Source organism: Candidatus Pantoea deserta, from assembly GCF_003813865.1.
Taxonomy (GTDB): Bacteria; Pseudomonadota; Gammaproteobacteria; order Enterobacterales; family Enterobacteriaceae; genus Pantoea; species Pantoea deserta.
This window is the reverse complement of record NZ_RMVG01000013.1, coordinates 71,385-90,603: the sequence shown is the minus strand read 5'-3', so window position 1 is coordinate 90,603 and position 19,219 is coordinate 71,385. Positions and strand designations below refer to the sequence as shown.

14 protein-coding genes and 1 tRNA gene are annotated in these 19,219 nt (G+C 57.4%); 11 read left to right on the top strand and 4 right to left on the bottom strand.

The window, feature by feature from the left end:
* Window positions 1–357: 357 nt before the first annotated feature.
* The 6 genes from putP (at window position 358) to BBB56_RS16055 (ending at window position 7,518) form a co-directional block, all read left to right on the top strand.
* Window positions 358–1,842, top strand: a complete 1,485-nt coding sequence (gene putP / locus BBB56_RS16080; protein ID WP_123801949.1) for a sodium/proline symporter PutP — start codon at window positions 358–360, stop codon at window positions 1,840–1,842.
* Window positions 1,843–2,024: 182 nt separating this feature from the next.
* On the top strand, window positions 2,025–2,849 hold the full coding sequence (gene efeU, locus BBB56_RS16075; RefSeq protein WP_123801948.1) for an iron uptake transporter permease EfeU: 825 nt from the start codon (window positions 2,025–2,027) through the stop codon (window positions 2,847–2,849).
* 13 nt (window positions 2,850–2,862) lie between these two features.
* On the top strand, window positions 2,863–3,984 hold the full coding sequence (gene efeO / locus BBB56_RS16070; protein WP_123801947.1) for an iron uptake system protein EfeO: 1,122 nt from the start codon (window positions 2,863–2,865) through the stop codon (window positions 3,982–3,984).
* Between the two features lies 1 nt (window position 3,985).
* Entirely contained in the window at window positions 3,986–5,260 is a 1,275-nt protein-coding gene (efeB, locus tag BBB56_RS16065; protein WP_123801946.1) for an iron uptake transporter deferrochelatase/peroxidase subunit, read from the top strand.
* 505 nt (window positions 5,261–5,765) lie between these two features.
* Window positions 5,766–6,554, top strand: a complete 789-nt coding sequence (gene phoH / locus BBB56_RS16060; RefSeq protein WP_123801945.1) for a phosphate starvation-inducible protein PhoH — start codon at window positions 5,766–5,768, stop codon at window positions 6,552–6,554.
* 730 nt (window positions 6,555–7,284) lie between these two features.
* Entirely contained in the window at window positions 7,285–7,518 is a 234-nt protein-coding gene (locus BBB56_RS16055; RefSeq protein ID WP_123801944.1) for a hypothetical protein, read from the top strand.
* Between the two features lie 549 nt (window positions 7,519–8,067).
* Here BBB56_RS16055 and BBB56_RS16050 read toward each other — a convergent pair.
* A tRNA-Ser gene (locus BBB56_RS16050) sits at window positions 8,068–8,155 on the bottom strand.
* 244 nt (window positions 8,156–8,399) lie between these two features.
* On the opposite strand from BBB56_RS16050, the gene phoA reads away from it, so the two are divergent.
* Window positions 8,400–9,824, top strand: coding sequence for an alkaline phosphatase (gene phoA / locus BBB56_RS16045; protein WP_123801943.1), 1,425 nt, complete (start codon window positions 8,400–8,402; stop codon window positions 9,822–9,824).
* A gap of 50 nt (window positions 9,825–9,874) precedes the next feature.
* Here the strand turns inward: phoA and mfd are convergent, their stop codons facing one another.
* Entirely contained in the window at window positions 9,875–13,315 is a 3,441-nt protein-coding gene (gene mfd / locus BBB56_RS16040) for a transcription-repair coupling factor (RefSeq protein ID WP_123801942.1), read from the bottom strand.
* A 102-nt stretch (window positions 13,316–13,417) separates the two neighbouring features.
* Window positions 13,418–13,627, bottom strand: coding sequence for a hypothetical protein (locus BBB56_RS16035; RefSeq protein ID WP_123801941.1), 210 nt, complete (start codon window positions 13,625–13,627; stop codon window positions 13,418–13,420).
* A 209-nt stretch (window positions 13,628–13,836) separates the two neighbouring features.
* On the opposite strand from BBB56_RS16035, the gene lolC reads away from it, so the two are divergent.
* The 4 genes from lolC (at window position 13,837) to cobB (ending at window position 17,892) form a co-directional block, all read left to right on the top strand.
* Entirely contained in the window at window positions 13,837–15,036 is a 1,200-nt protein-coding gene (lolC, locus tag BBB56_RS16030; RefSeq protein ID WP_123801940.1) for a lipoprotein-releasing ABC transporter permease subunit LolC, read from the top strand.
* Complete coding sequence (gene lolD / locus BBB56_RS16025) at window positions 15,029–15,733, top strand: lipoprotein-releasing ABC transporter ATP-binding protein LolD (protein WP_123801939.1); 705 nt, start codon at window positions 15,029–15,031, stop codon at window positions 15,731–15,733. The genes lolC and lolD overlap by 8 nt, the downstream gene beginning before the upstream one ends.
* Window positions 15,733–16,977, top strand: coding sequence for a lipoprotein-releasing ABC transporter permease subunit LolE (gene lolE, locus BBB56_RS16020; RefSeq protein ID WP_123801938.1), 1,245 nt, complete (start codon window positions 15,733–15,735; stop codon window positions 16,975–16,977). The genes lolD and lolE overlap by 1 nt, the downstream gene beginning before the upstream one ends.
* An 81-nt stretch (window positions 16,978–17,058) precedes the next feature.
* Window positions 17,059–17,892, top strand: a complete 834-nt coding sequence (cobB, locus tag BBB56_RS16015; RefSeq protein WP_123801937.1) for a Sir2 family NAD+-dependent deacetylase — start codon at window positions 17,059–17,061, stop codon at window positions 17,890–17,892.
* Between the two features lie 282 nt (window positions 17,893–18,174).
* On the opposite strand, the gene potD is transcribed toward cobB, so the two are convergent.
* Window positions 18,175–19,218, bottom strand: a complete 1,044-nt coding sequence (gene potD, locus BBB56_RS16005; protein WP_123802003.1) for a spermidine/putrescine ABC transporter substrate-binding protein PotD — start codon at window positions 19,216–19,218, stop codon at window positions 18,175–18,177.
* Window position 19,219: the final 1 nt, after the last annotated feature.

Here is a 19,219-nt window from a genome sequence, read left to right as displayed (position 1 = left end):
TTGCAGCCTTTTTAATGATTAATTTGTTAACGATAAAAAAGACGGCATGGAACTTGCTGCAAGAATCTCGCCAGAATGTCATAGCGCTAACTTGCTGCATTCAGGAGGGTTTGCGGAGGTGCAACTTGTGAACTGTGAGCGAGTGCAACCTGTTGACAAAATTTAGCCATTAACAGGTGAAATCGCTGTGATGCTTGTGTTAAATCCATTGTGCGCGCCGCACCTTTCCGGCAGGATACCGCGCCTCAGGAAATGTCGAGCGCCTGAATATGAAAAAAAACTGTTGCTTTACCCCGTTCCGGTAAGGCAGCAGGGTACGGTTTCTCTTGGGAAATCAATTATAAAGTGGAGAGACGAATGAGTGTAAGCACACCAATGCTGGTGACGTTTGTAATTTATATCCTTGGGATGGTGCTAATAGGGTTTGTGGCTTACCGTTCTACGAAGAATTTCGATGATTATATTCTGGGTGGACGTAGTCTCGGCAGTGTAGTCACCGCGCTTTCAGCGGGCGCGTCAGATATGAGCGGCTGGCTGCTGATGGGCCTGCCCGGCGCGATTTTCCTCTCTGGTATTTCTGAAAGCTGGATCGCCATTGGCCTGACCATTGGCGCCTGGCTGAACTGGAAGATTGTGGCGGGACGTCTGCGCGTACAGACCGAGCATCATGATAATGCCTTAACCCTGCCGGACTTCTTTACCAGCCGCTTCGAAGACAAAAGTAAAATTCTGCGCGTGATCTCCGCGCTGGTTATCCTGATCTTCTTCACCATCTACTGCGCGTCGGGCGTAGTGGCGGGCGCGCGACTGTTCGAAAGCACCTTTGGCATGAGCTACGAAACGGCGCTGTGGGCCGGGGCGGCGGCCACCATTCTCTATACGCTGGTAGGCGGTTTCCTGGCGGTGAGCTGGACCGATACCGTGCAGGCCAGCCTGATGATTTTTGCCCTGATCCTGACGCCGGTGATCGTGATTGTCGCGGTCGGCGGGCTGAATGACTCGCTGGCGGTCATCGAAGCGAAAAGTCTTGAGAACCTCAATATGCTGAAGGGGCTGAACTTCGTCGCGGTGATTTCGCTGCTTGGCTGGGGGCTGGGCTATTTTGGTCAGCCGCATATTCTGGCGCGCTTTATGGCCGCCGATTCTCACCGCTCAATCCGTACCGCGCGCCGTATCGGCATGGCGTGGATGGTGTTGTGTCTGGCGGGCGCGGTCGCAGTCGGCTTCTTTGGCATCGCCTACTTCCAGAATCACCCGGAACAGGCGGCTGGGGTCAGCGGTAACGGCGAGCGCGTGTTTATCGAGCTGGCGCGTATTCTGTTTAACCCCTGGATCGCCGGGATTCTGCTGTCGGCTATCCTGGCGGCAGTGATGTCAACGCTGAGCTGTCAGCTACTGGTCTGCTCCAGCGCACTCACTGAGGATCTCTATAAGGGCTTCCTGCGCAAAAACGCCAGCCAGACTGAGCTGGTCTGGTTTGGTCGCGCTATGGTGCTGCTGGTGGCGCTGGTTTCTATTGCGCTGGCCTCGAATCCGGATAACCGCGTGCTGGGACTGGTGAGCTACGCCTGGGCCGGTTTTGGCGCCGCTTTCGGACCAGTGGTGCTGTTTGGTGTCTGCTGGAAGCGTATGACGCGCAACGGCGCGCTGGCGGGCATGATTATCGGCGCGGCCACCGTGCTTATCTGGAAGCAGTATGGCTGGCTGGATCTCTATGAAATCATCCCTGGCTTCGCTTTCGCCAGCATCGCGATTATCGTGTTCAGTCTGCTTGGCCGTGAGCCGTCTGCCGCAGCGCAGCAGCGCTTTGACGCCGCTGAAGCGGAATATTTAACAAAATAAACGCGTTAAGCTATCAGGCCCGCTTTTATCCTCGAAAGCGGGCTTTTTTTATGCCGAAATTGACGTGAAATAATTTCCACAGATTACTTGTTTTTTAACTGGCGATAATGATAATCGGTATCGTTCGTATTTTACTTAACTTTACCCGTGATTGACGCTGCTTAACATTCAAGAGGTCGGCGATGTTTGTTCCCTTTCTTATTATGCTGCGCGAAGGTCTTGAAGCAGCGCTCATCGTCAGTCTTATCGCCAGTTACCTGAAGCGCACCGGACGAACGCAGTGGTTTCCTGCGCTGTGGGCGGGGGTTTTTATCGCCGCCGCGCTCTGCCTTGCCCTCGGCGTTTTTATCAACCAGACCACCGGCGAGTTTCCGCAGAAGCAGCAAGAGCTGTTTGAAGGCATTGTGGCGGTGATCGCCGTGGCGATTCTGACCTCCATGGTGTTCTGGATGCGCAAAGTGGCGCGCAATATTCGCGTGCAGCTGGAGCAGGCCGTCGATCAGGCGCTCAGTCGTTCCGGTCGCGGCGGACTGGCGCTGGTGGTGATGGTCTTCCTTGCCGTGGCGCGTGAAGGGCTGGAGTCGGTGTTCTTTTTGCTGGCCGCCTTTACGCAGGATGTCGGCTATGCGCCGCCCGTCGGCGCCGTGCTGGGACTGGCGACCGCCGTGGCGCTGGGCATGCTGCTTTACTGGGGGGGCGTGCGGCTCAATATGGCGCACTTTTTCCGCTGGACCAGCCTGTTTATTCTTTTTGTCGCCGCCGGACTGGCGGCGGGCGCGATCCGCGCTTTCCATGAAGCCGGACTCTGGAATCATTTTCAGCAGATTGCCTTTGACCTGAGCAATGTGCTCTCTACCCATTCGCTGTTTGGCACGCTGCTGGAGGGCGTACTGGGCTATCAGGAGACGCCAAGCGTCAGCGAAGTCACGGTCTATTGCCTCTATCTTATCCCGGCACTGCTGCTGTTTGTTATGCCTGCGCGCCCGACGCGCCAACTCTCTATGTAACAGGGACACCATTATGACGATTCGCTTTCGCCGCACCACGCTGCTGGCTTCTCTGCTGACGCTGTCGGCAACCGCTGCGGCTGCCGATATTCCGCAGGTCAGCATTAACGTTACGGACAAACAGTGTGAGCCGATGCAGCTGACGGTTAAACCGGGCAAAACGCAGTTCCTGATTAAAAACAGCAGTCAGAAAGCGCTGGAGTGGGAAATTCTCAAGGGCGTGCTGGTGGTGGAAGAGCGCGAGAATATCGCGCCGGGCTTCAGCCAGAAGCTGACCGCGAATCTTGAGGCGGGCGAGTATGAGATGACCTGCGGCCTGCTGAGCAATCCAAAGGGCAAACTCACGGTTGCAGGCGACGGTGCATCAGCCGCTAAAAGCGATAAGCCCGGCATTATGACGCTCGCTGGCCCGATTACGGACTATAAAGCTTACGTTATGCAGGAAGTCGCGCAGCTGGTGGCGGGAACGGAGGCCTTTACCCATGCGGTGAAAGCGGGCGACATTGAAAAAGCCAAGGCGCTCTACGCGCCGACGCGCCAGCACTACGAGCGCATTGAACCTATCGCTGAACTCTTCTCCGACCTCGACGGCAGCATTGATGCGCGTGAGGATGATTACGAGCAGAAGGCGGAAGATCCCAAATTCACCGGTTTCCATCGCCTTGAGAAAGCCCTGTTCGGCGACAACAACACCAAAGGCATGGAAGGCTACGCAACCCAGCTCAACCGCGATGTGCAGGAGCTGCAAACGCGTATCAGCGAACTGGCCTTCCCGCCGGTAAAAGTGGTGGGCGGCGCAGCAGGCCTGATTGAAGAGGTGGCTTCCAGCAAAATTTCCGGCGAAGAGGATCGCTACAGCCGTACCGATCTGTGGGACTTCCAGGCGAACATCGACGGCGCGCAGAAGATTGTAGAGCTGCTGCGCCCTCAGCTTCAGCAGGCAAACCCGCAGCTGCTGACGAAGATCGATGCCAACTTTAAAAAAGTGGACGCCATTCTTGCTAAATATCGCATCGGGGAGGGATTCGCTTCCTACGAAAAGCTGACCAGCGCGGATCGTAATGCGCTTAAAGGCCCGATTACCGCGCTGGCGGAAGATCTCTCAATGCTGCGCGGCACGTTAGGACTGGATTGATATGAGTAACCCACGGGACGAGGCGCAGCCTGCGCGGCGACGCCTGTTAAAGGGATTAGGTATGCTGGGCGGCGCGGCCGCCCTGAGCGGCGGTTGTCCGTTTCATGCCTCGGCTGACAGTTTCGCGCCCGGAACGGTGGCGCCCGATGCGCGTCAGCAGGTGCAACCTTTTTACGGTCAGCATCAGGCCGGCATTATCACACCGCAGCAGGCATCGATGATGCTGGTGGCGTTTGATGTGCTGGCCAGCGATAAAGCCGGGCTGGTGCGTCTGTTTCAACTGCTTACCGCGCGCATCGCCTTTCTGACAACAGGCGGACCCGCGCCGTCTGTTGCCAACCCGCAGCTGCCGCCGATGGATTCGGGTATTCTGGGCGCGGATATCGCGCCGGATAATCTCACCATTACCGTGTCGGTGGGCGCAGCGCTGTTTGATGACCGTTTTGGCCTTCAGGCGCTGAAGCCGAAGCGGCTACAGAACATGACGCGTTTTCCCAACGATTCGCTGGATGCGGCGCAGTGTCACGGCGATCTGCTGCTGCAAATCTGCGCCAATACGCAGGATACGGTCATTCACGCGCTGCGCGACATCGTCAAACACACGCCCGATCTGCTTGGCGTACGCTGGCGACGCGAGGGCTTTATCGCCGATCACGCCGCGCGCAGCCGGGGTAAAGAGACGCCGATCAATCTGCTGGGCTTTAAGGACGGCACGGCTAATCCTGATACCCAGAACAAGGCGCTGATGGACAAACTGCTATGGGTTACGGCGGATCAGCAGGAACCAGCGTGGGCGCGCAATGGCTGCTATCAGGCGGCACGGATTATTCGTTTTCGCGTTGAGATGTGGGACCGCACGCCTCTCAAGGAGCAGCAAACCATTTTTGGGCGTGACAAGCTGAGCGGCGCGCCGCTTGGTATGCGGCACGAGCACGATGAGCCGGACTACAGCAGCGATCCCAACGGCGAGGTGATCGCCCTTGATGCGCACATTCGCCTCGCCAATCCGCGCACACGCGAGACAGAGAGCAGCCTGATGCTGCGCCGTGGCTACAGCTATTCGGCGGGGGTAACCGCATCGGGGCAGCTGGATATGGGGCTGCTGTTTGTGTGTTATCAGCACGATCTGGAAAAGGGCTTTATCACCGTACAGAAACGGCTCAACGGCGAAGCGCTGGAGGAGTATGTCCGCCCGATTGGCGGCGGCTACTTCTTTGTTTTACCGGGCGTTCCTGACGCCAGCCACTATCTGGGTCAGCCGCTGCTGGAAGCCTGATTTGATTCACGCCGCCGCAATGGCGGCGTAATTTTGTCCCCATTAAAAAATATTTTTTCCGCGGGGGGAACAATGCAATCCGTTGATCGCCATAATAAATCTCTTTGCGGTTGACGGCCTGCGCTGCGTCATTGTCTGTTTCCTCGACGAAGCGTAAAATTATTGTTGCCAAATCTGTTAAAATTAGTGCAGTTTAATGGATAAGCGTGTTGGTTAGCAGACTGGAGTCGCGCATGGGAACGTCCTGTACAGGACAAAAAGTTTCACTTCAAGTTTCGCACTCGTCGGCGAGGGGTAAGATACCCTCGGCAGCTTCCTCTTCTTTCGTAAATAGTTTTCTTTCCTCCATTTTACCGGTGTGCGGTTGCGCCTCGGTGCGGCAGCACATCTTTATCAACGGCACGTCATGGCTCAAAAGGAAGCCAATCAAACCTCTAAAGCGTTCAGTTAATCGTGGCGGGCATCGGCCCAACGCGGGAAATGAAACCAACTGTAAGGTGCGACTATGGGAAGACAGAAAGCAGTGATCAAAGCGCGTCGTGAAGCCAGAAGGGTGCTTCGTAATGACTCTCGTAGTCATCGTCAGCGTGAAGAAGAATCGGTCACTTCGCTGGTGCAGATGGGTGGGCTGGATGCAATCGGGATGGCGCGTGATATTCGCGACCGTTCGCCGATCGCCGCCAGAAATGACGCTCAGGCGCACTATCTCCAGGCCATAGAAACGAAACAGCTGATCTTTGCAACCGGTGAGGCCGGATGTGGTAAAACCTGGATCAGCGCCGCGAAAGCGGCAGAGGCCCTGATACATAAGGACATCGACAGGATTATCGTCACACGACCGGTGTTACAGGCCGATGAAGATCTGGGGTTCCTGCCTGGGGACATCTCAGAAAAATTCGCCCCGTATTTCCGGCCGGTCTACGACGTTCTGGTTAAACGTCTTGGCGCTTCCTTTATGCAGTACTGTCTGCGACCCGAAATCGGCAAGGTCGAAATTGCGCCTTTCGCCTATATGCGCGGTCGTACCTTCGAAAATGCGGTGGTGATCCTCGACGAGGCACAAAACGTGACCGCGGCTCAGATGAAAATGTTTTTGACGCGCCTTGGCGAAAACGTCACGGTGATTGTTAACGGTGATATTACCCAGTGCGACTTGCCCGCTGGGGTGCCTTCCGGTCTTGCGGACGCGCTGGCGCGATTCGAAGAGGACGAGATGGTCGGCATTGTACGCTTCGGCAAAGATGACTGTGTGCGCTCGGCGCTTTGTCAGCGCACCCTGCATGCGTATGGATGATTGAGTAGGTCTGTGTAGCAAGCAAAACCCGGCGCAAGCCGGGTTTTTTTATGGCGGAGTGAGAGGCGGAGTCATTGACATAATAGCGGCGAGGGGGCAGTGTTCTCTTACTCAGGCGAGAGCTAAAATCCACGTAAATAAATTGTTAACTTTAAAAAAATCCAAAATTTCTTTATTTTTATGTGATTGATGTCGCGATATTTTGTCATTTTTTGCCAGATGAATGGAAATAATTGTTATTTTTTGAGGTTGTCAGGAAATAGCACAGGTAATTATTATTTTTTTTCAAATAGATATTTGGCTATTTTGAATTAATTATTTTTTTTTGAACGCTAGACACGATGGTGATATAAAAAAGGCAGCGCTGCCGGTTTTGATTTCAACAAAGCACATTCAGGAGATTCAAATAGGGGAATTTTGAGTAGAGCGCAATTAAATATGGTTGCGGGCGCAAATGCTAACAGTGCTTATGAATCCTTCAATAGCCATACGTTCAATACAGGACATCCCACGTATGGTGGTCAAGGTGGCGGTTTTGTTGGCACTCAGTCCAATGGGTTAGATCTTCTTTCCATATTGAGAGATAATTCTTGTGCCGTTAGTATTGTTGCCGGCGCTTTAGCTGGAGCCCCTTCATTACCTAACGCAATTAAGGGCGCTGTCTTAGGGGCTTTCACCGGGCAATGTTTTTCTGGGGGTAATGGCAATGGCGGCGGTTCGGGGAGTAATCATGTCGGAATCGGAACGTGCACATGGTAGAGCAAAAAGGGTTAAGGGAGCCTGTATTATACCGGGCATATTTCTGGCAGGTATGGCGTTAACCTCTGTTAATTTGTTCCCTAATGGATGGATGGCATTTATACCATACGAGATTGCTCGATTTATGGTGATTCTTTTTTGTTTTTATGGTGGAATTTCCATTCTTAAAGATCTGATCCTTTTCTTGATGAAGAATTCAGATTAAAGGCTTTCTTTTAATAAAAGCTCGCTTCGGCGAGCTTTTCTTTTGTTGTGCAACCAGTTAACCCTGCGGGCAGCGTCGCAGGCTCCGCTGTCCAGCAGGCTGCGCCTGCTGTCGAACCCCAGCGGGGGTTCTCATACCCCCCTCATCGGAGAATATGAACGAAAAAAGCCTGAACTTTCGTTCAGGCTCTTCTCTGAAATGATGGCGGTGAGGGGGATTGACTCGCTGCGCTCGCCCTGCGGGCAGCGTCGCAGGCTCCGCTGTCCAGCAGGCTGCGCCTGCTGTCGAACCCGGCGGGGGTTCTCATACCCCCCTCATCGGAGAATATGAAAAAAAATGCCTGAACGTAAGTTCAGGCATTTTTCTGGAATCTATGGCGGTGAGGGGGGGACTGACTCGCTGCGCTCGCCCTGCGGGCAGCGTCGCAGGCTCCGCTGTCCAGCAGGCTGCGCCTGCTGTCGAACCCGGCGGGGGTTCTCATACCCCCCCTCATCGGAGAATATGAACGAAAAAAGCCTGAACTTTCGTTCAGGCTCTTCTCTGAAATGATGGCGGTGAGGGGGGGATTCGAACCCCCGATACGTTGCCGTATACACACTTTCCAGGCGTGCTCCTTCAGCCACTCGGACACCTCACCACATTTTGTTCGCTGACCTTGCTGGGTCAACGGGGCGCTACTATAGGGAGTCGCCCTGAAAGGGTCAAGCACTATTTTTCTCTTTTCTTCTATCCGCTTAAGCTCTGTTCGAATCGTTTTATCTCTGCGCATTTCGCTTCGATTGTCATTAAAACGAAATCCGCCAGCCACAAAAATGTCACCAAAGCATCACAGACTTAACGCCTGAAACTTCTGGTAAATTTTGCTAATAAGGGAACACAAGATGAAACCGATGCGCTTTTTTACTTTTTCGCTGCTGGCCTCGCTGATAAGCCTTTCCGTTAGCGCGGAAACGGCCAGCACAGCCGCTGATGGCGCGTACACGCGCGCCGCTACCGGTGATATTACCCAGCACGGCGGCGCGCGTCGCCTGACCGGCGATCAAACAGAGGCGCTGAAGGCGTCGCTGCGCAACACCACGGCGAAAAATGTCATTCTGCTGATTGGCGACGGCATGGGCGATTCAGAGATCACCGCCGCGCGTAACCTGGCGGAGGGCGCGGGCGGCTTCTTTAAAGGCATTGACGCGCTGCCGCTGACGGGGCAGTACACCCACTACTCCCTGGACAAGAAAACCCATAAGCCTGACTACGTAACGGATTCTGCCGCTTCCGCGACCGCCTGGGCCACCGGCACCAAAACCTATAACGGCGCTATCGGCGTCGATGTTAACGGCAAGGATCAGCAAACCCTGCTGGAGATCGCCAAAGCGGCAGGTAAAGCGACCGGCAACGTCTCAACAGCTGAAATACAGGATGCCACGCCCGCTGCGCTGATGGCGCATGTCACCAGCCGCAAATGCTACGGCCCGGAGAAAACCAGCGAACTGTGCGCCAGCAATGCGCTGGAGCAGGGCGGTCGGGGATCGATCAGCGAACAAATCCTGCAAACCCGCGCTGACGTCGTGCTGGGCGGCGGAGCCAAATCTTTTAATGAAGTGGCGAAAGCGGGCGAATACCAGGGCAAAACCCTGCGCGAGCAGGCAGAGGCGCGGGGCTACCGGCTGGTCAGCGACTGGCAGGAGCTGAATGCGGTTAGCGCCGCGAACGATCGGCAACCGCTGCTCGGTCTCTTTGCGGAGGGAAATATGCCCGTGCGCTGGAAAGGGCCGAAGGCAAGCTATCACGGCAACATCGATCGGCCCGCGGTGACCTGCGAGATAAATAAAGATCGCCCGGTCGCCACGCCAACGCTGGCGCAGATGACGGCCAAAGCGATAGACCTGCTGAAAACCAACCAGAACGGCTTCTTCTTACAGGTTGAAGGCGCTTCTATTGATAAAGAAGATCACGCAGCGAACCCGTGCGGTCAGACTGGCGAAACGGTGGATCTCGACGAAGCCGTTCAGCAGGCGCTGGCTTTTGCCCGTGAAGAGGGCAACACGCTGGTGGTGGTGACAGCGGATCACGCCCACAGCAGCCAGATCATTGCTAACGGCACGGCAGCGCCAGGCCTGACGCAGGCGTTAAACACCAAAGACAACGCGATCATGACCCTCAGCTACGGCAACTCGGATACCGATTCACAGGGCCATACCGGAACGCAGCTGCGCATTGCGGCCTATGGTCCTTATGCCGCGAATGTCGTAGGGTTAACCGATCAGACCGATCTCTTCTTTACGCTGCGTAGTGCGATGGGGCTGAAGTAACGGAGAAAACGTCTCCCGACGGGCGGGAGACGTTTCAGGCGACAGGCAGATTAAACACGATTCTCGCGCAGCTGGGCCATAAAGCTCTGCACCCATTCCATGCGTAGCTTGCGCTCCGTCAGATCGCGCGTGAAGCGCAGCCGTGTCGGACCGTCCAGCTTCCACTGCTGGGGATCTTTCTGCAACAGACTAATCAGCCAGGCGGGATCGACGCTGTTTTGCGGCGCAAATTCAAAGAAGCCGCCTTTATCGCTGGCTTCAATCTTGCGGATACCAAAACTGCGCGCCACCAGGCGTAGCGCCGCGACATCCAGCAGATTGCGCGCCGCGTCCGGCAGCATGCCGAAGCGATCGATCATCTCGACCTTCAGCTCCTGCAACTCCTCTTCACCCTCAGCGCTGGCGATACGCTTATAGAGCGACAGGCGCGTATTGACGTCAGGAATAAAGTCTTCCGGCAGCAGGGCGGGCATGCGCAGTTCGATCTCGGTCTGGTTGCTGGTGAGATCTTCCAGCGACGGCTCGCGACCGGCCTTCAGCGCATCCACCGCGTTCTCCAGCAGCTCCATGTAGAGCGAGAAGCCCAGCGTCTCCATCTGGCCGCTCTGCTCTTCGCCCAGCAGCTCGCCCGCGCCGCGGATCTCCAGGTCATGGGTCGCCAGCGCAAAGCCCGCGCCGAGATCCTCCAGCGAGGCGATCGCCTCCAGACGCTTCTGCGCATCGGTCGTCATCGCCTTCGGATGCGGCGTCAGCAGCCAGGCGTAGGCCTGGTGATGCGACCGGCCTACGCGTCCGCGCAGCTGGTGCAGCTGAGCCAGACCGAAATGGTCGGCGCGCTCGATAATAATCGTATTGGCGGTAGGAATATCGATGCCGGTCTCAATGATGGTGGTGCACACCAGCACATTGAAGCGCTGGTGGTGGAAGTCATTCATCACCCGCTCAAGGTCGCGCTCGCGCATCTGGCCGTGCCCGATGGCGATACGCGCTTCCGGCACCAGCTCCGCCAGCCGCTGCGCCGCCTTTTCGATGTTCTCGACGTCGTTGTAGAGGTAGTAAACCTGGCCGCCGCGCAGCACTTCACGCAGAATGGCCTCGCGCACCACCAGGTTGTCATACTCGCGCACAAAGGTTTTCACCGCCAGACGACGCGCAGGCGGCGTGGCAATGATCGACAGATCGCGCATGCCGCTCATGGCCATATTCAGGGTGCGCGGGATCGGCGTTGCGGTCAGCGTCAGAATATCCACGTCCGCACGCATCGCCTTGATCCGCTCTTTGTGGCGCACGCCGAAACGGTGTTCCTCATCGACGATCAGCAGCCCTAAATCGTGCCACTTCAGATCGCTCATCAGCAGCTTGTGGGTGCCGATAAGAATATCAACCTTGCCTTCGCTCGCCTCCTGCAGCACCTGCGCCTGTTCTTTCGCGCTGCGGAAGCGCGACAGCATCTCAATGCGCACCGGCCAGTTGGCAAAGCGATCGCGGAAGTTGTCGTAGTGCTGCTGCGCCAGCAGCGTGGTCGGCACCAGCACCGCAACCTGTTTGTGGTTTTCGACCGCGAGGAAGGCGGCGCGCATCGCCACTTCGGTTTTACCAAAGCCGACGTCGCCGCACACCAGACGATCCATCGCCAGCGGCTGGCACATATCGCTCAGCACCGCGTTGATGGCCTGGGCCTGATCGGGCGTGGTTTCAAACGGGAAGCTTTCGCAGAACAGCTGGTACTGCTCGCGATCGTGTTTAAACGCGTAGCCGGCTTTAGCCGCGCGCTGAGCGTAAATATCCAGCAGCTCGGCGGCGACGTCGCGCACTTTTTCCGCCGCTTTCTGGCGCGCGCGCGACCAGGCGTCGCTGCCCAGTTTGTGCAGCGGCGCATTTTCATCTGCGCCACCGGCATAGCGGCTAATCAGATGCAGCGAGGAAACCGGCACATAGAGTTTGGCGTCGTTGGCATAGGAGAGCATCAGGTACTCCGCCATGATGCCGCCGGCTTCCAGCGTGGTCAGGCCGATATAGCGGCCCACGCCGTGTTCCAGATGAACCACCGGCTGACCGGGCGTCAGCTCCGCCAGGTTGCGGATCAAAATATCAGGATTGATAGTGCGGCGCGTATCCTGACGGCGACGGCTGACGCGCTCGCCCAGCAGATCGCTTTCGCAAATCAGGGCGCGTTCGCGCAGGGTGTCGACAAAGCCGCGTTCGCTGGCGCCGATCATCAGCGTAAAGCGTTCTTCAGCCTGATCGAATCGTTGCACCGTCTGCGGACGCAGTTTGATGCGCGCCAGCAACTCCTGCAAGCTTTCGCGACGGCCTTCGCTCTCTACTGAGAAGGTAACCTGACCGCTAAACGCGTCCAGAAACTGGCGCAGCGGATCCAGCGGTGCTTTGGCCTGCGCCTGCACGGCAATATCGGGCAGCGGCTGATAGCCAAGATTGGTATTGGCCGCTTTTTCCGGCAGCACCTCGTTGGTCATCTGCACGCGCGGCCAGTGGTTTAGCTCGCTCAGCAGCGCGTCCGGACGCAGCCAAAGGGTGGCGGGCGTCAGCAGCGGACGCATCGGATCGACGCGGCGGTTTTCATAGCGCGCCTCCACATCCTGCCAGAAACGATCCGCGCTGCCGCTCAGGTCGCCACAGTTAACAATCAGCGTGTTGTCGGGCAGATAGCTGAACAGCGTCGGCAGTTCCTGTTCGAAAAACAGCGGCTGCCAGTACTCAATCCCGGCAGGCAGGGTGCCTTTGCTGACCTGCTGGTAGATATGCTCCGGCTCGCGGCGCACATCGAACAGTTCGCGCCAGCGGGTGCGGAACAGCTCAATCGCCGCCTTATCGGTGGGAAATTCATGCGCAGGCAGTAAGTTGATCGCCGGGACCGCCTCCAGCGTGCGCTGACTGTCGACGTCAAACAGACGCAGGCTGTCGATTTCGTCATCGAAAAAGTCGATGCGATAGGGCTGCTCGCTGCCCATCGGGAAGAGGTCGAGCAGGGCGCCGCGCGTGGCGTACTCGCCATGCTCCATCACCTGGTCGACGTGACGATAGCCCGCCTGCTCCAGCTGATCGCGCAGGCGGTCGCGCGACAGGTTTTGTCCCTGCTTCATCACCAGCGCATGGCCGTGCAGATAAGCATGGGGACAGACGCGCTGCATCAGGGTGTTCACCGGCATAATCAGCATGCCGCGCGTCATGGTCGGCAGCTGATAAAGGGTTGAAAGGCGCGCCGAAATAATATCCTGATGCGGCGAAAAGCTGTCGTAAGGCAGCGTTTCCCAGTCGGCGAGATGACTGACGGGCAGATCGGTAAACTGGCGGATTTCATCCAGCAAACGCAGCGCGGTTTGCATATCGGGAGTGATCATTAGCACCGGACCAGCGTGGCGCTCGGTAATGCTGGCGCACTCTACCGCGTGTGCGGCACCGATCAGCTGGCCGAGCTGGCGACGATCGCCGGGGTTAACGGGCAGGGCATAGCGGGTCTGTTCGGACATGGGATCTTGTGGTTCTCTCCATTTTTTCCAGGGCGTCATGATTCCACATAACGTCCTGGCGATCACCTGCTGCGACGGTTTTTCCTTTGCGCGGTGGCCGAGTTATTTAACGGACGGTTGGGTGTAGTGCATACGCGGACGATCGATATTCGCCCAGCTTAAATCTGTTTCCAGATGGTAGCTGTGGTTGCCATCGTCCCACTTAACGTAGTAACCGGTCGGCGAGTCTCCCTGTTCAAAAACGTTAACAATCTCGCCTTTAATCTCTCCCGATTTATGCTTCACAATACTGCCTTTGGGATATTTGAACATGGTGTAGACTCCAGCGCCTGATGAACCTGGTCGTGACTCCGTTCTTAAGTGTAGTCTATGCCCCGGATCGATGAGCAACGCCGTAGTCGTCCCTTTTTACAAAAATCGGCCATACTTTGCCGCGTACTCAGAGGGTTAGAGGTTTCATAAACCGAACGCCTCCTTTATCATCACTGGTCTACTTTAAGGCAACTGCCAAGACGGAATACATGTATCAACCTGTCGCGCTATTTATCGGCCTGCGCTATATGCGCGGGCGAGCATCGGATCGCTTTGGTCGCTTCGTTTCCTGGCTCTCCACTATCGGCATCACGCTCGGCGTGCTCGCTCTTGTCACTGTGCTGTCCGTGATGAACGGTTTTGAGCGCGAGCTGGAGGGCAATATTCTCGGATTAATGCCGCAGGCGCTGGTCACCAGCGACAAAGGCAGCATTAATCCGCAGCAGCAGCCTGTCAGCAGCCTTCATCTTCAGGGCGTCAGCCGCGTTGAGCCGCTCACCACCTCAGACGTGGTATTGCAAAGCGCGCACAACGTGTCAGTCGGCGTGATGCTGGGCATTCAACCTGACCAGCAGGATCCGCTGACGCCGTTTTTAGTCAATACGCCGCAGAGCCTGCTGCAATCGGGTCAGTACAACGTCATTCTGGGCGAACAGCTGGCCTCGCAGCTTGGCGTTAAGCGCGGCGACGAACTGCGGCTGATGGTGCCGTCGGTCAGTCAGTTTACCCCGATGGGCCGCGTGCCGAGCCAGCGTCTGTTTACCGTCGCGGGCACCTACGCCGCCAACAGCGAAGTGGACGGCTACCAGATTCTGGTTAACCAGCAGGACGCCTCGCGCCTGATGCGCTATCCGGCAGGCAATGTTACCGGCTGGCGGCTGTGGCTGGATAAACCGCTGGATGTCGATACGCTGAGCCAGCAAGCCCTGCCGGGCGGACTGGTATGGAAAGACTGGCGCGAGCGCAAAGGCGACCTGTTCCAGGCGGTGCGCATGGAGAAAAATATGATGGGGCTGCTGCTCAGCCTGATCGTTGCCGTTGCCGCCTTCAATATCATTACTTCGCTTGGCCTGCTGATCATGGAGAAGCAGGGCGAGGTGGCGATCCTGCAAACCCAGGGATTGACCCGTCGTCAGATTGTGGCGGTATTTATGGTGCAGGGCGCCAGCGCCGGTATTATCGGCGCGCTGCTGGGGACGCTGCTGGGCGTGCTGCTCGCCAGCCAGCTCAATAATCTGATGCCGGTTATCGGCCTGTTTCTTGATGGCGCGGCGCTGCCGGTCGACATTAATGTCTGGCAGGTGGTGACTATTGCCGTAACGGCAATGGTCGTTGCGCTGCTGTCGACGCTTTATCCTTCCTGGCGCGCCGCCGCCGTTCAACCCGCTGAGGCTTTACGTTATGAGTAACACCCCTTTGTTGCAGTGCCGCGAGCTGTGCAAACGCTATCAGGAAGGCAGCGTGCAGACTGACGTGCTGCGCAACGTCACCTTTAGCCTGCAACCCGGCGAGCTGATGGCGATTGTCGGCAGTTCCGGCTCAGGTAAGAGTACGCTGCTGCATCTGCTGGGCGGTCTGGACGCGCCGACCTCCGGCGATGTGGTGTTTGACGGACAGTCGCTGAACGCCATGTCCTCCTCGGCTAAAGCCGCGCTGCGTAACCGCGAGCTGGGCTTTATCTATCAGTTTCACCACCTGCTGCCCGACTTTAACGCGCTGGAAAACGTGGCGATGCCGCTGCTGATTGGCAAAACCGGCAAGGGCGAGGCGCAGCAGCGCGCGCGCGAAATGCTGGCTGCGGTTGGACTGGAAAAACGCGCCCATCATCGTCCTTCAGAGCTGTCGGGCGGCGAGCGCCAGCGCGTCTCCATCGCGCGCGCGCTGGTGAACCGTCCGCGCCTGGTGATGGCGGATGAGCCAACCGGCAACCTTGACGCGCGTAACGCCGACGCCATTTTTGAGCTGCTGGGCGAGCTGAATGTTCGTCAGGGCACCGCCTTTCTGGTCGTCACGCACGATCTGCACCTGGCGAAACGCCTGTCGCGCCAGATGGAGATGCGCGATGGTCAGTTAAGCGAGCAGGTGACCTTAGCAGGAGCGCTGTAATGGGTTCGTCGTTATCCCTGTTGTTAGGGCTGCGCTTCAGCCGCGGCCGCCGTGGCGGCGGCATGGTATCGCTGATTTCTGTGATCTCGACGCTGGGTATCGCGCTGGGCGTGGCGGTATTAATTATCGGCCTGAGCGCGATGAACGGCTTCGAGCGCGAGCTGAATAACCGCATTCTGGCGGTGGTGCCGCACGGTGAGATCGAGGCGGTCAACCAGCCTTTCCGCAACTGGCAATCGCTGATTGCGCCGGTAGAGCAGGTGCCCGGCATTGCCGCCGCCGCGCCCTATGTGAATTTTACCGGCCTGATCGAGAGCGGCGCGAAGCTGCAAGCGTTGCAGGTAAAAGGCGTCGATCCGGCGCAGGAGCCGCGCCTGAGCGCGCTGCCGCAGTTTGTCGAGGGTGACGCCTGGTCCCGCTTCGCAGCGGGCAAGCAGCAGATTATTTTAGGCGGCGGCATCGCCCGCGCGCTGAACGTAAAGCAGGGCAGCTGGATCACCATCATGATCCCCAACAATGATGGCGGCACTAAGCTGCTACAGCCGAAGCGAGTCCGCCTTCAGGTTAGCGGCATCCTGCAGCTGAGCGGTATGCTGGACCATAGTCTGGCGCTGGTGCCGCTGGCCGACGCGCAAAGCTATCTGGATATGGGTGACAGTGTCACGGGCATCGCGCTCAAGATGAAAGACCCGTTTCAGGCGGTGAAGCTGGTGCGCGACGCGGGCGAAGCCACCCACGCCTATGTCTATATTCGCAGCTGGATCGGCACTTTCGGCTATATGTATCGTGATATTCAGATGATCCGCGCCATTATGTATCTGGCGATGGTGCTGGTGATTGGCGTAGCCTGTTTCAATATCGTCTCGACGCTGGTAATGGCGGTAAAAGAGAAGAGCAGCGACATCGCGGTGCTGCGCACGCTTGGCGCTAAAGACGGGCTAATCCGCGCCATTTTCATCTGGTACGGCTTGCTGGCGGGGCTGCTTGGCAGCGTCAGCGGCGTCGTTATCGGCGTGCTGGTGGCGCTGAATCTGACCTCGCTGGTGCGCGGGTTAGAATCGCTGACCGGCCATCATTTGCTGGCGGGGGATATTTATTTTATCGACTTTCTGCCGTCTGAGCTGCACTGGCTGGATGTCTTCTCGGTGTTGCTGACGGCCATCGTGCTTAGCCTGCTGGCGAGCTGGTATCCGGCGCGACGCGCCAGCCGTATCGATCCGGCCCGCGTGCTGAGCGGTCAGTAAAAAAGGCGGCATCGCGCTGTCACGCGTGGCCGCTACACCTGAGTTTTCTGGCGCGACTGACATCGCCCACAAGGAGTTTTTATGCGCACACCGCGTCGACGCTTGCGGCTCGCCCGCTACAGAAAGACCCGTCGCAAGGTACATCAGCGTTTTCGCCAGCGTATTTTTGAGCGCGATCGTCAGGCGGAACTGGCGGCCCATCCGCAGCCCTTTGTGGTGGTGCTGACCGGCGCGGGGATCTCAGCCGAATCGGGCATCCAGACCTTTCGCGCTGCCGATGGCCTGTGGGAAGAACATCGGGTGGAAGATGTGGCGACGCCGGAAGGCTACCGCCGCGATCCCGAACTGGTGCAGCGTTTTTACAATCAGCGCCGTCGGGCGTTGCAGTCCAGCGACATTCAGCCTAACGCCGCGCACAAAGCGCTGGCCGAGCTGGAACAGGTGCTGGGCGAAAACTTTCTGCTGGTGACGCAGAACATTGATAATCTGCACGAGCGCGCAGGCAATACCCGCGTGCTGCATATGCATGGCGAGCTGCTGAAGGCGCGCTGCACCAGCAGCGGCCAGGTCATCAGCTGGGATAAGGATATCACCACGGACGATCGCTGCACCTGCTGTCAGTTTCCCGCGCCGCTGCGCCCGCACGTGGTGTGGTTCGGCGAGATGCCCATCGGCATGGAAGAGATCTACCACGCGCTGGAAAAGGCGGATCTGTTTATCGCCATCGGCACCTCCGGCCATGTTTATCCGGCCGCAGGATTTGTGCATGAGGCCAAACTTCAGGGCGCGCATACCGTGGAGCTGAATCTGGAGCCGAGCCAGGTGGGCAATGAGTTTGCCGAGCGTCACTACGGTCTGGCGAGCCAGGAAGTACCGCAGTTTGTGGATGGTTTTTTGCGCAGTTTGTATAAGTAGAAAATCAAAAAACTATCGCTGCAGGACAGGGACGTAACGCGGGCGACAAGGCCCGATCGCAAAGACGCAAAAACGGTATCCCTGCCAGCTCGTCCCGCGCGGATACGCACCTCGTCCCTGAGGTGCGCCCGTAAACGGGCCAACGCGCTGCGTTGTCTAAAAACGCCTCGGCGTTTTTGTCTCTGTCGCGGGACGCTTTGCTCCCCGCTCCCTGTCACCCGCGGTTAAACTTTGCTGCGGCTTCTTAGTAGCTAATCCGCCTTTAGCCGTTACGGCTGCTTTTTACCGGCCTGCCTTTAACTTCTGGAACAGCGTCTCATACAGCACGCTGGCGTCGCCGACGTCGTTTTGCCATTCGCCGTTGTTGATCACCTCGGCGGAAGGGTAGAGCGACGGATCGTTCGCCACCGCTTTCGGCAGCAGCGCCCTGGCGGCGAGGTTCGGCGTCGGATAGCCAATGGTTTCCGCGACTTTCGCCGCCACGTCCGGACGCAGCAGGAAGTTAATCAGTTTCAGCGCGCCCGCCTTGTTTTTCGCGTTCGCCGGGATCGCCAGGTTATCCATCCAGAAAATGCCGCCTTCTTTCGGCCACACCACCTCAAGCGGCGTGCCCGCCTGGCGCGCGACGTAAGCGGAACCGTTCCAGATCATACCCAGATTGACTTCGCCTTCCATATAGGGATTGCCGGGGTTATCGGAGTTAAAGGCCAGCACGTTTGGCATCAGCTTTTTCAGCTCTTCAAAGGCGGCATTGATCTCTTTTGGATCGCGCGTGTTGCCGGAAAGTCCTAGCTTGCGCAGCGCCATCTGGAACACTTCACGCGCGTCATCGGTCAGCAGCAGGCTTTGCTTATACTCCGGCTTCCACAGATCGGCCCAGCTCTGCACCGACTTCGCGTCTACCACATCGGTATTGACGCCAATCGCCGTTGCGCCCCAGATATAGGGAATAGAGTAGTCATTGTTCGGATCAAACGGCTTGTTCAGCAGACTGGGATCGAGGTTATGGAAGTTGCTCAGCTGCGTCTTGTCAATTTTTTGCAGCATCCCTTCATTGCGCATTTTGGCGACAAAGTAGGTGGAAGGCACCACCAGATCGTACGCGCCCTCTTTCCAGGTCTTCAGTTTGGCGTACATGCTTTCGTTGGACTCGTAGGTAGAGTAAATCACCTTGATGCCGGTCTCTTTGGTGAATTGCTCCAGCAGCCCCGGCGGCACATATTCCGTCCAGTTGTAGAAGTAGAGCGTATTGCTGCTATCAGCCTGCGCGCTCTGCATGCTCAGCGCCAGCGCCCCAGCCGCCAGCCAGTGAGACCATTTCTTCATC

Bases quoted from the DNA above. Each gene is read 5' to 3' on its own strand.
- putP (WP_123801949.1), top strand. From the start codon at position 358: ATGAGTGTAAGCACACCAATGCTGGTGACGTTTGTAATTTATATCCTT.
- efeU (WP_123801948.1), top strand. From the start codon at position 2,025: ATGTTTGTTCCCTTTCTTATTATGCTGCGCGAAGGTCTTGAAGCAGCG.
- efeO (WP_123801947.1), top strand. From the start codon at position 2,863: ATGACGATTCGCTTTCGCCGCACCACGCTGCTGGCTTCTCTGCTGACG.
- efeB (WP_123801946.1), top strand. From the start codon at position 3,986: ATGAGTAACCCACGGGACGAGGCGCAGCCTGCGCGGCGACGCCTGTTA.
- phoH (WP_123801945.1), top strand. From the start codon at position 5,766: ATGGGAAGACAGAAAGCAGTGATCAAAGCGCGTCGTGAAGCCAGAAGG.
- BBB56_RS16055 (WP_123801944.1), top strand. From the start codon at position 7,285: ATGTCGGAATCGGAACGTGCACATGGTAGAGCAAAAAGGGTTAAGGGA.
- phoA (WP_123801943.1), top strand. From the start codon at position 8,400: ATGAAACCGATGCGCTTTTTTACTTTTTCGCTGCTGGCCTCGCTGATA.
- mfd (WP_123801942.1), bottom strand. From the start codon at position 13,315: ATGTCCGAACAGACCCGCTATGCCCTGCCCGTTAACCCCGGCGATCGT.
- BBB56_RS16035 (WP_123801941.1), bottom strand. From the start codon at position 13,627: ATGTTCAAATATCCCAAAGGCAGTATTGTGAAGCATAAATCGGGAGAG.
- lolC (WP_123801940.1), top strand. From the start codon at position 13,837: ATGTATCAACCTGTCGCGCTATTTATCGGCCTGCGCTATATGCGCGGG.
- lolD (WP_123801939.1), top strand. From the start codon at position 15,029: ATGAGTAACACCCCTTTGTTGCAGTGCCGCGAGCTGTGCAAACGCTAT.
- lolE (WP_123801938.1), top strand. From the start codon at position 15,733: ATGGGTTCGTCGTTATCCCTGTTGTTAGGGCTGCGCTTCAGCCGCGGC.
- cobB (WP_123801937.1), top strand. From the start codon at position 17,059: ATGCGCACACCGCGTCGACGCTTGCGGCTCGCCCGCTACAGAAAGACC.
- potD (WP_123802003.1), bottom strand. From the start codon at position 19,218: ATGAAGAAATGGTCTCACTGGCTGGCGGCTGGGGCGCTGGCGCTGAGC.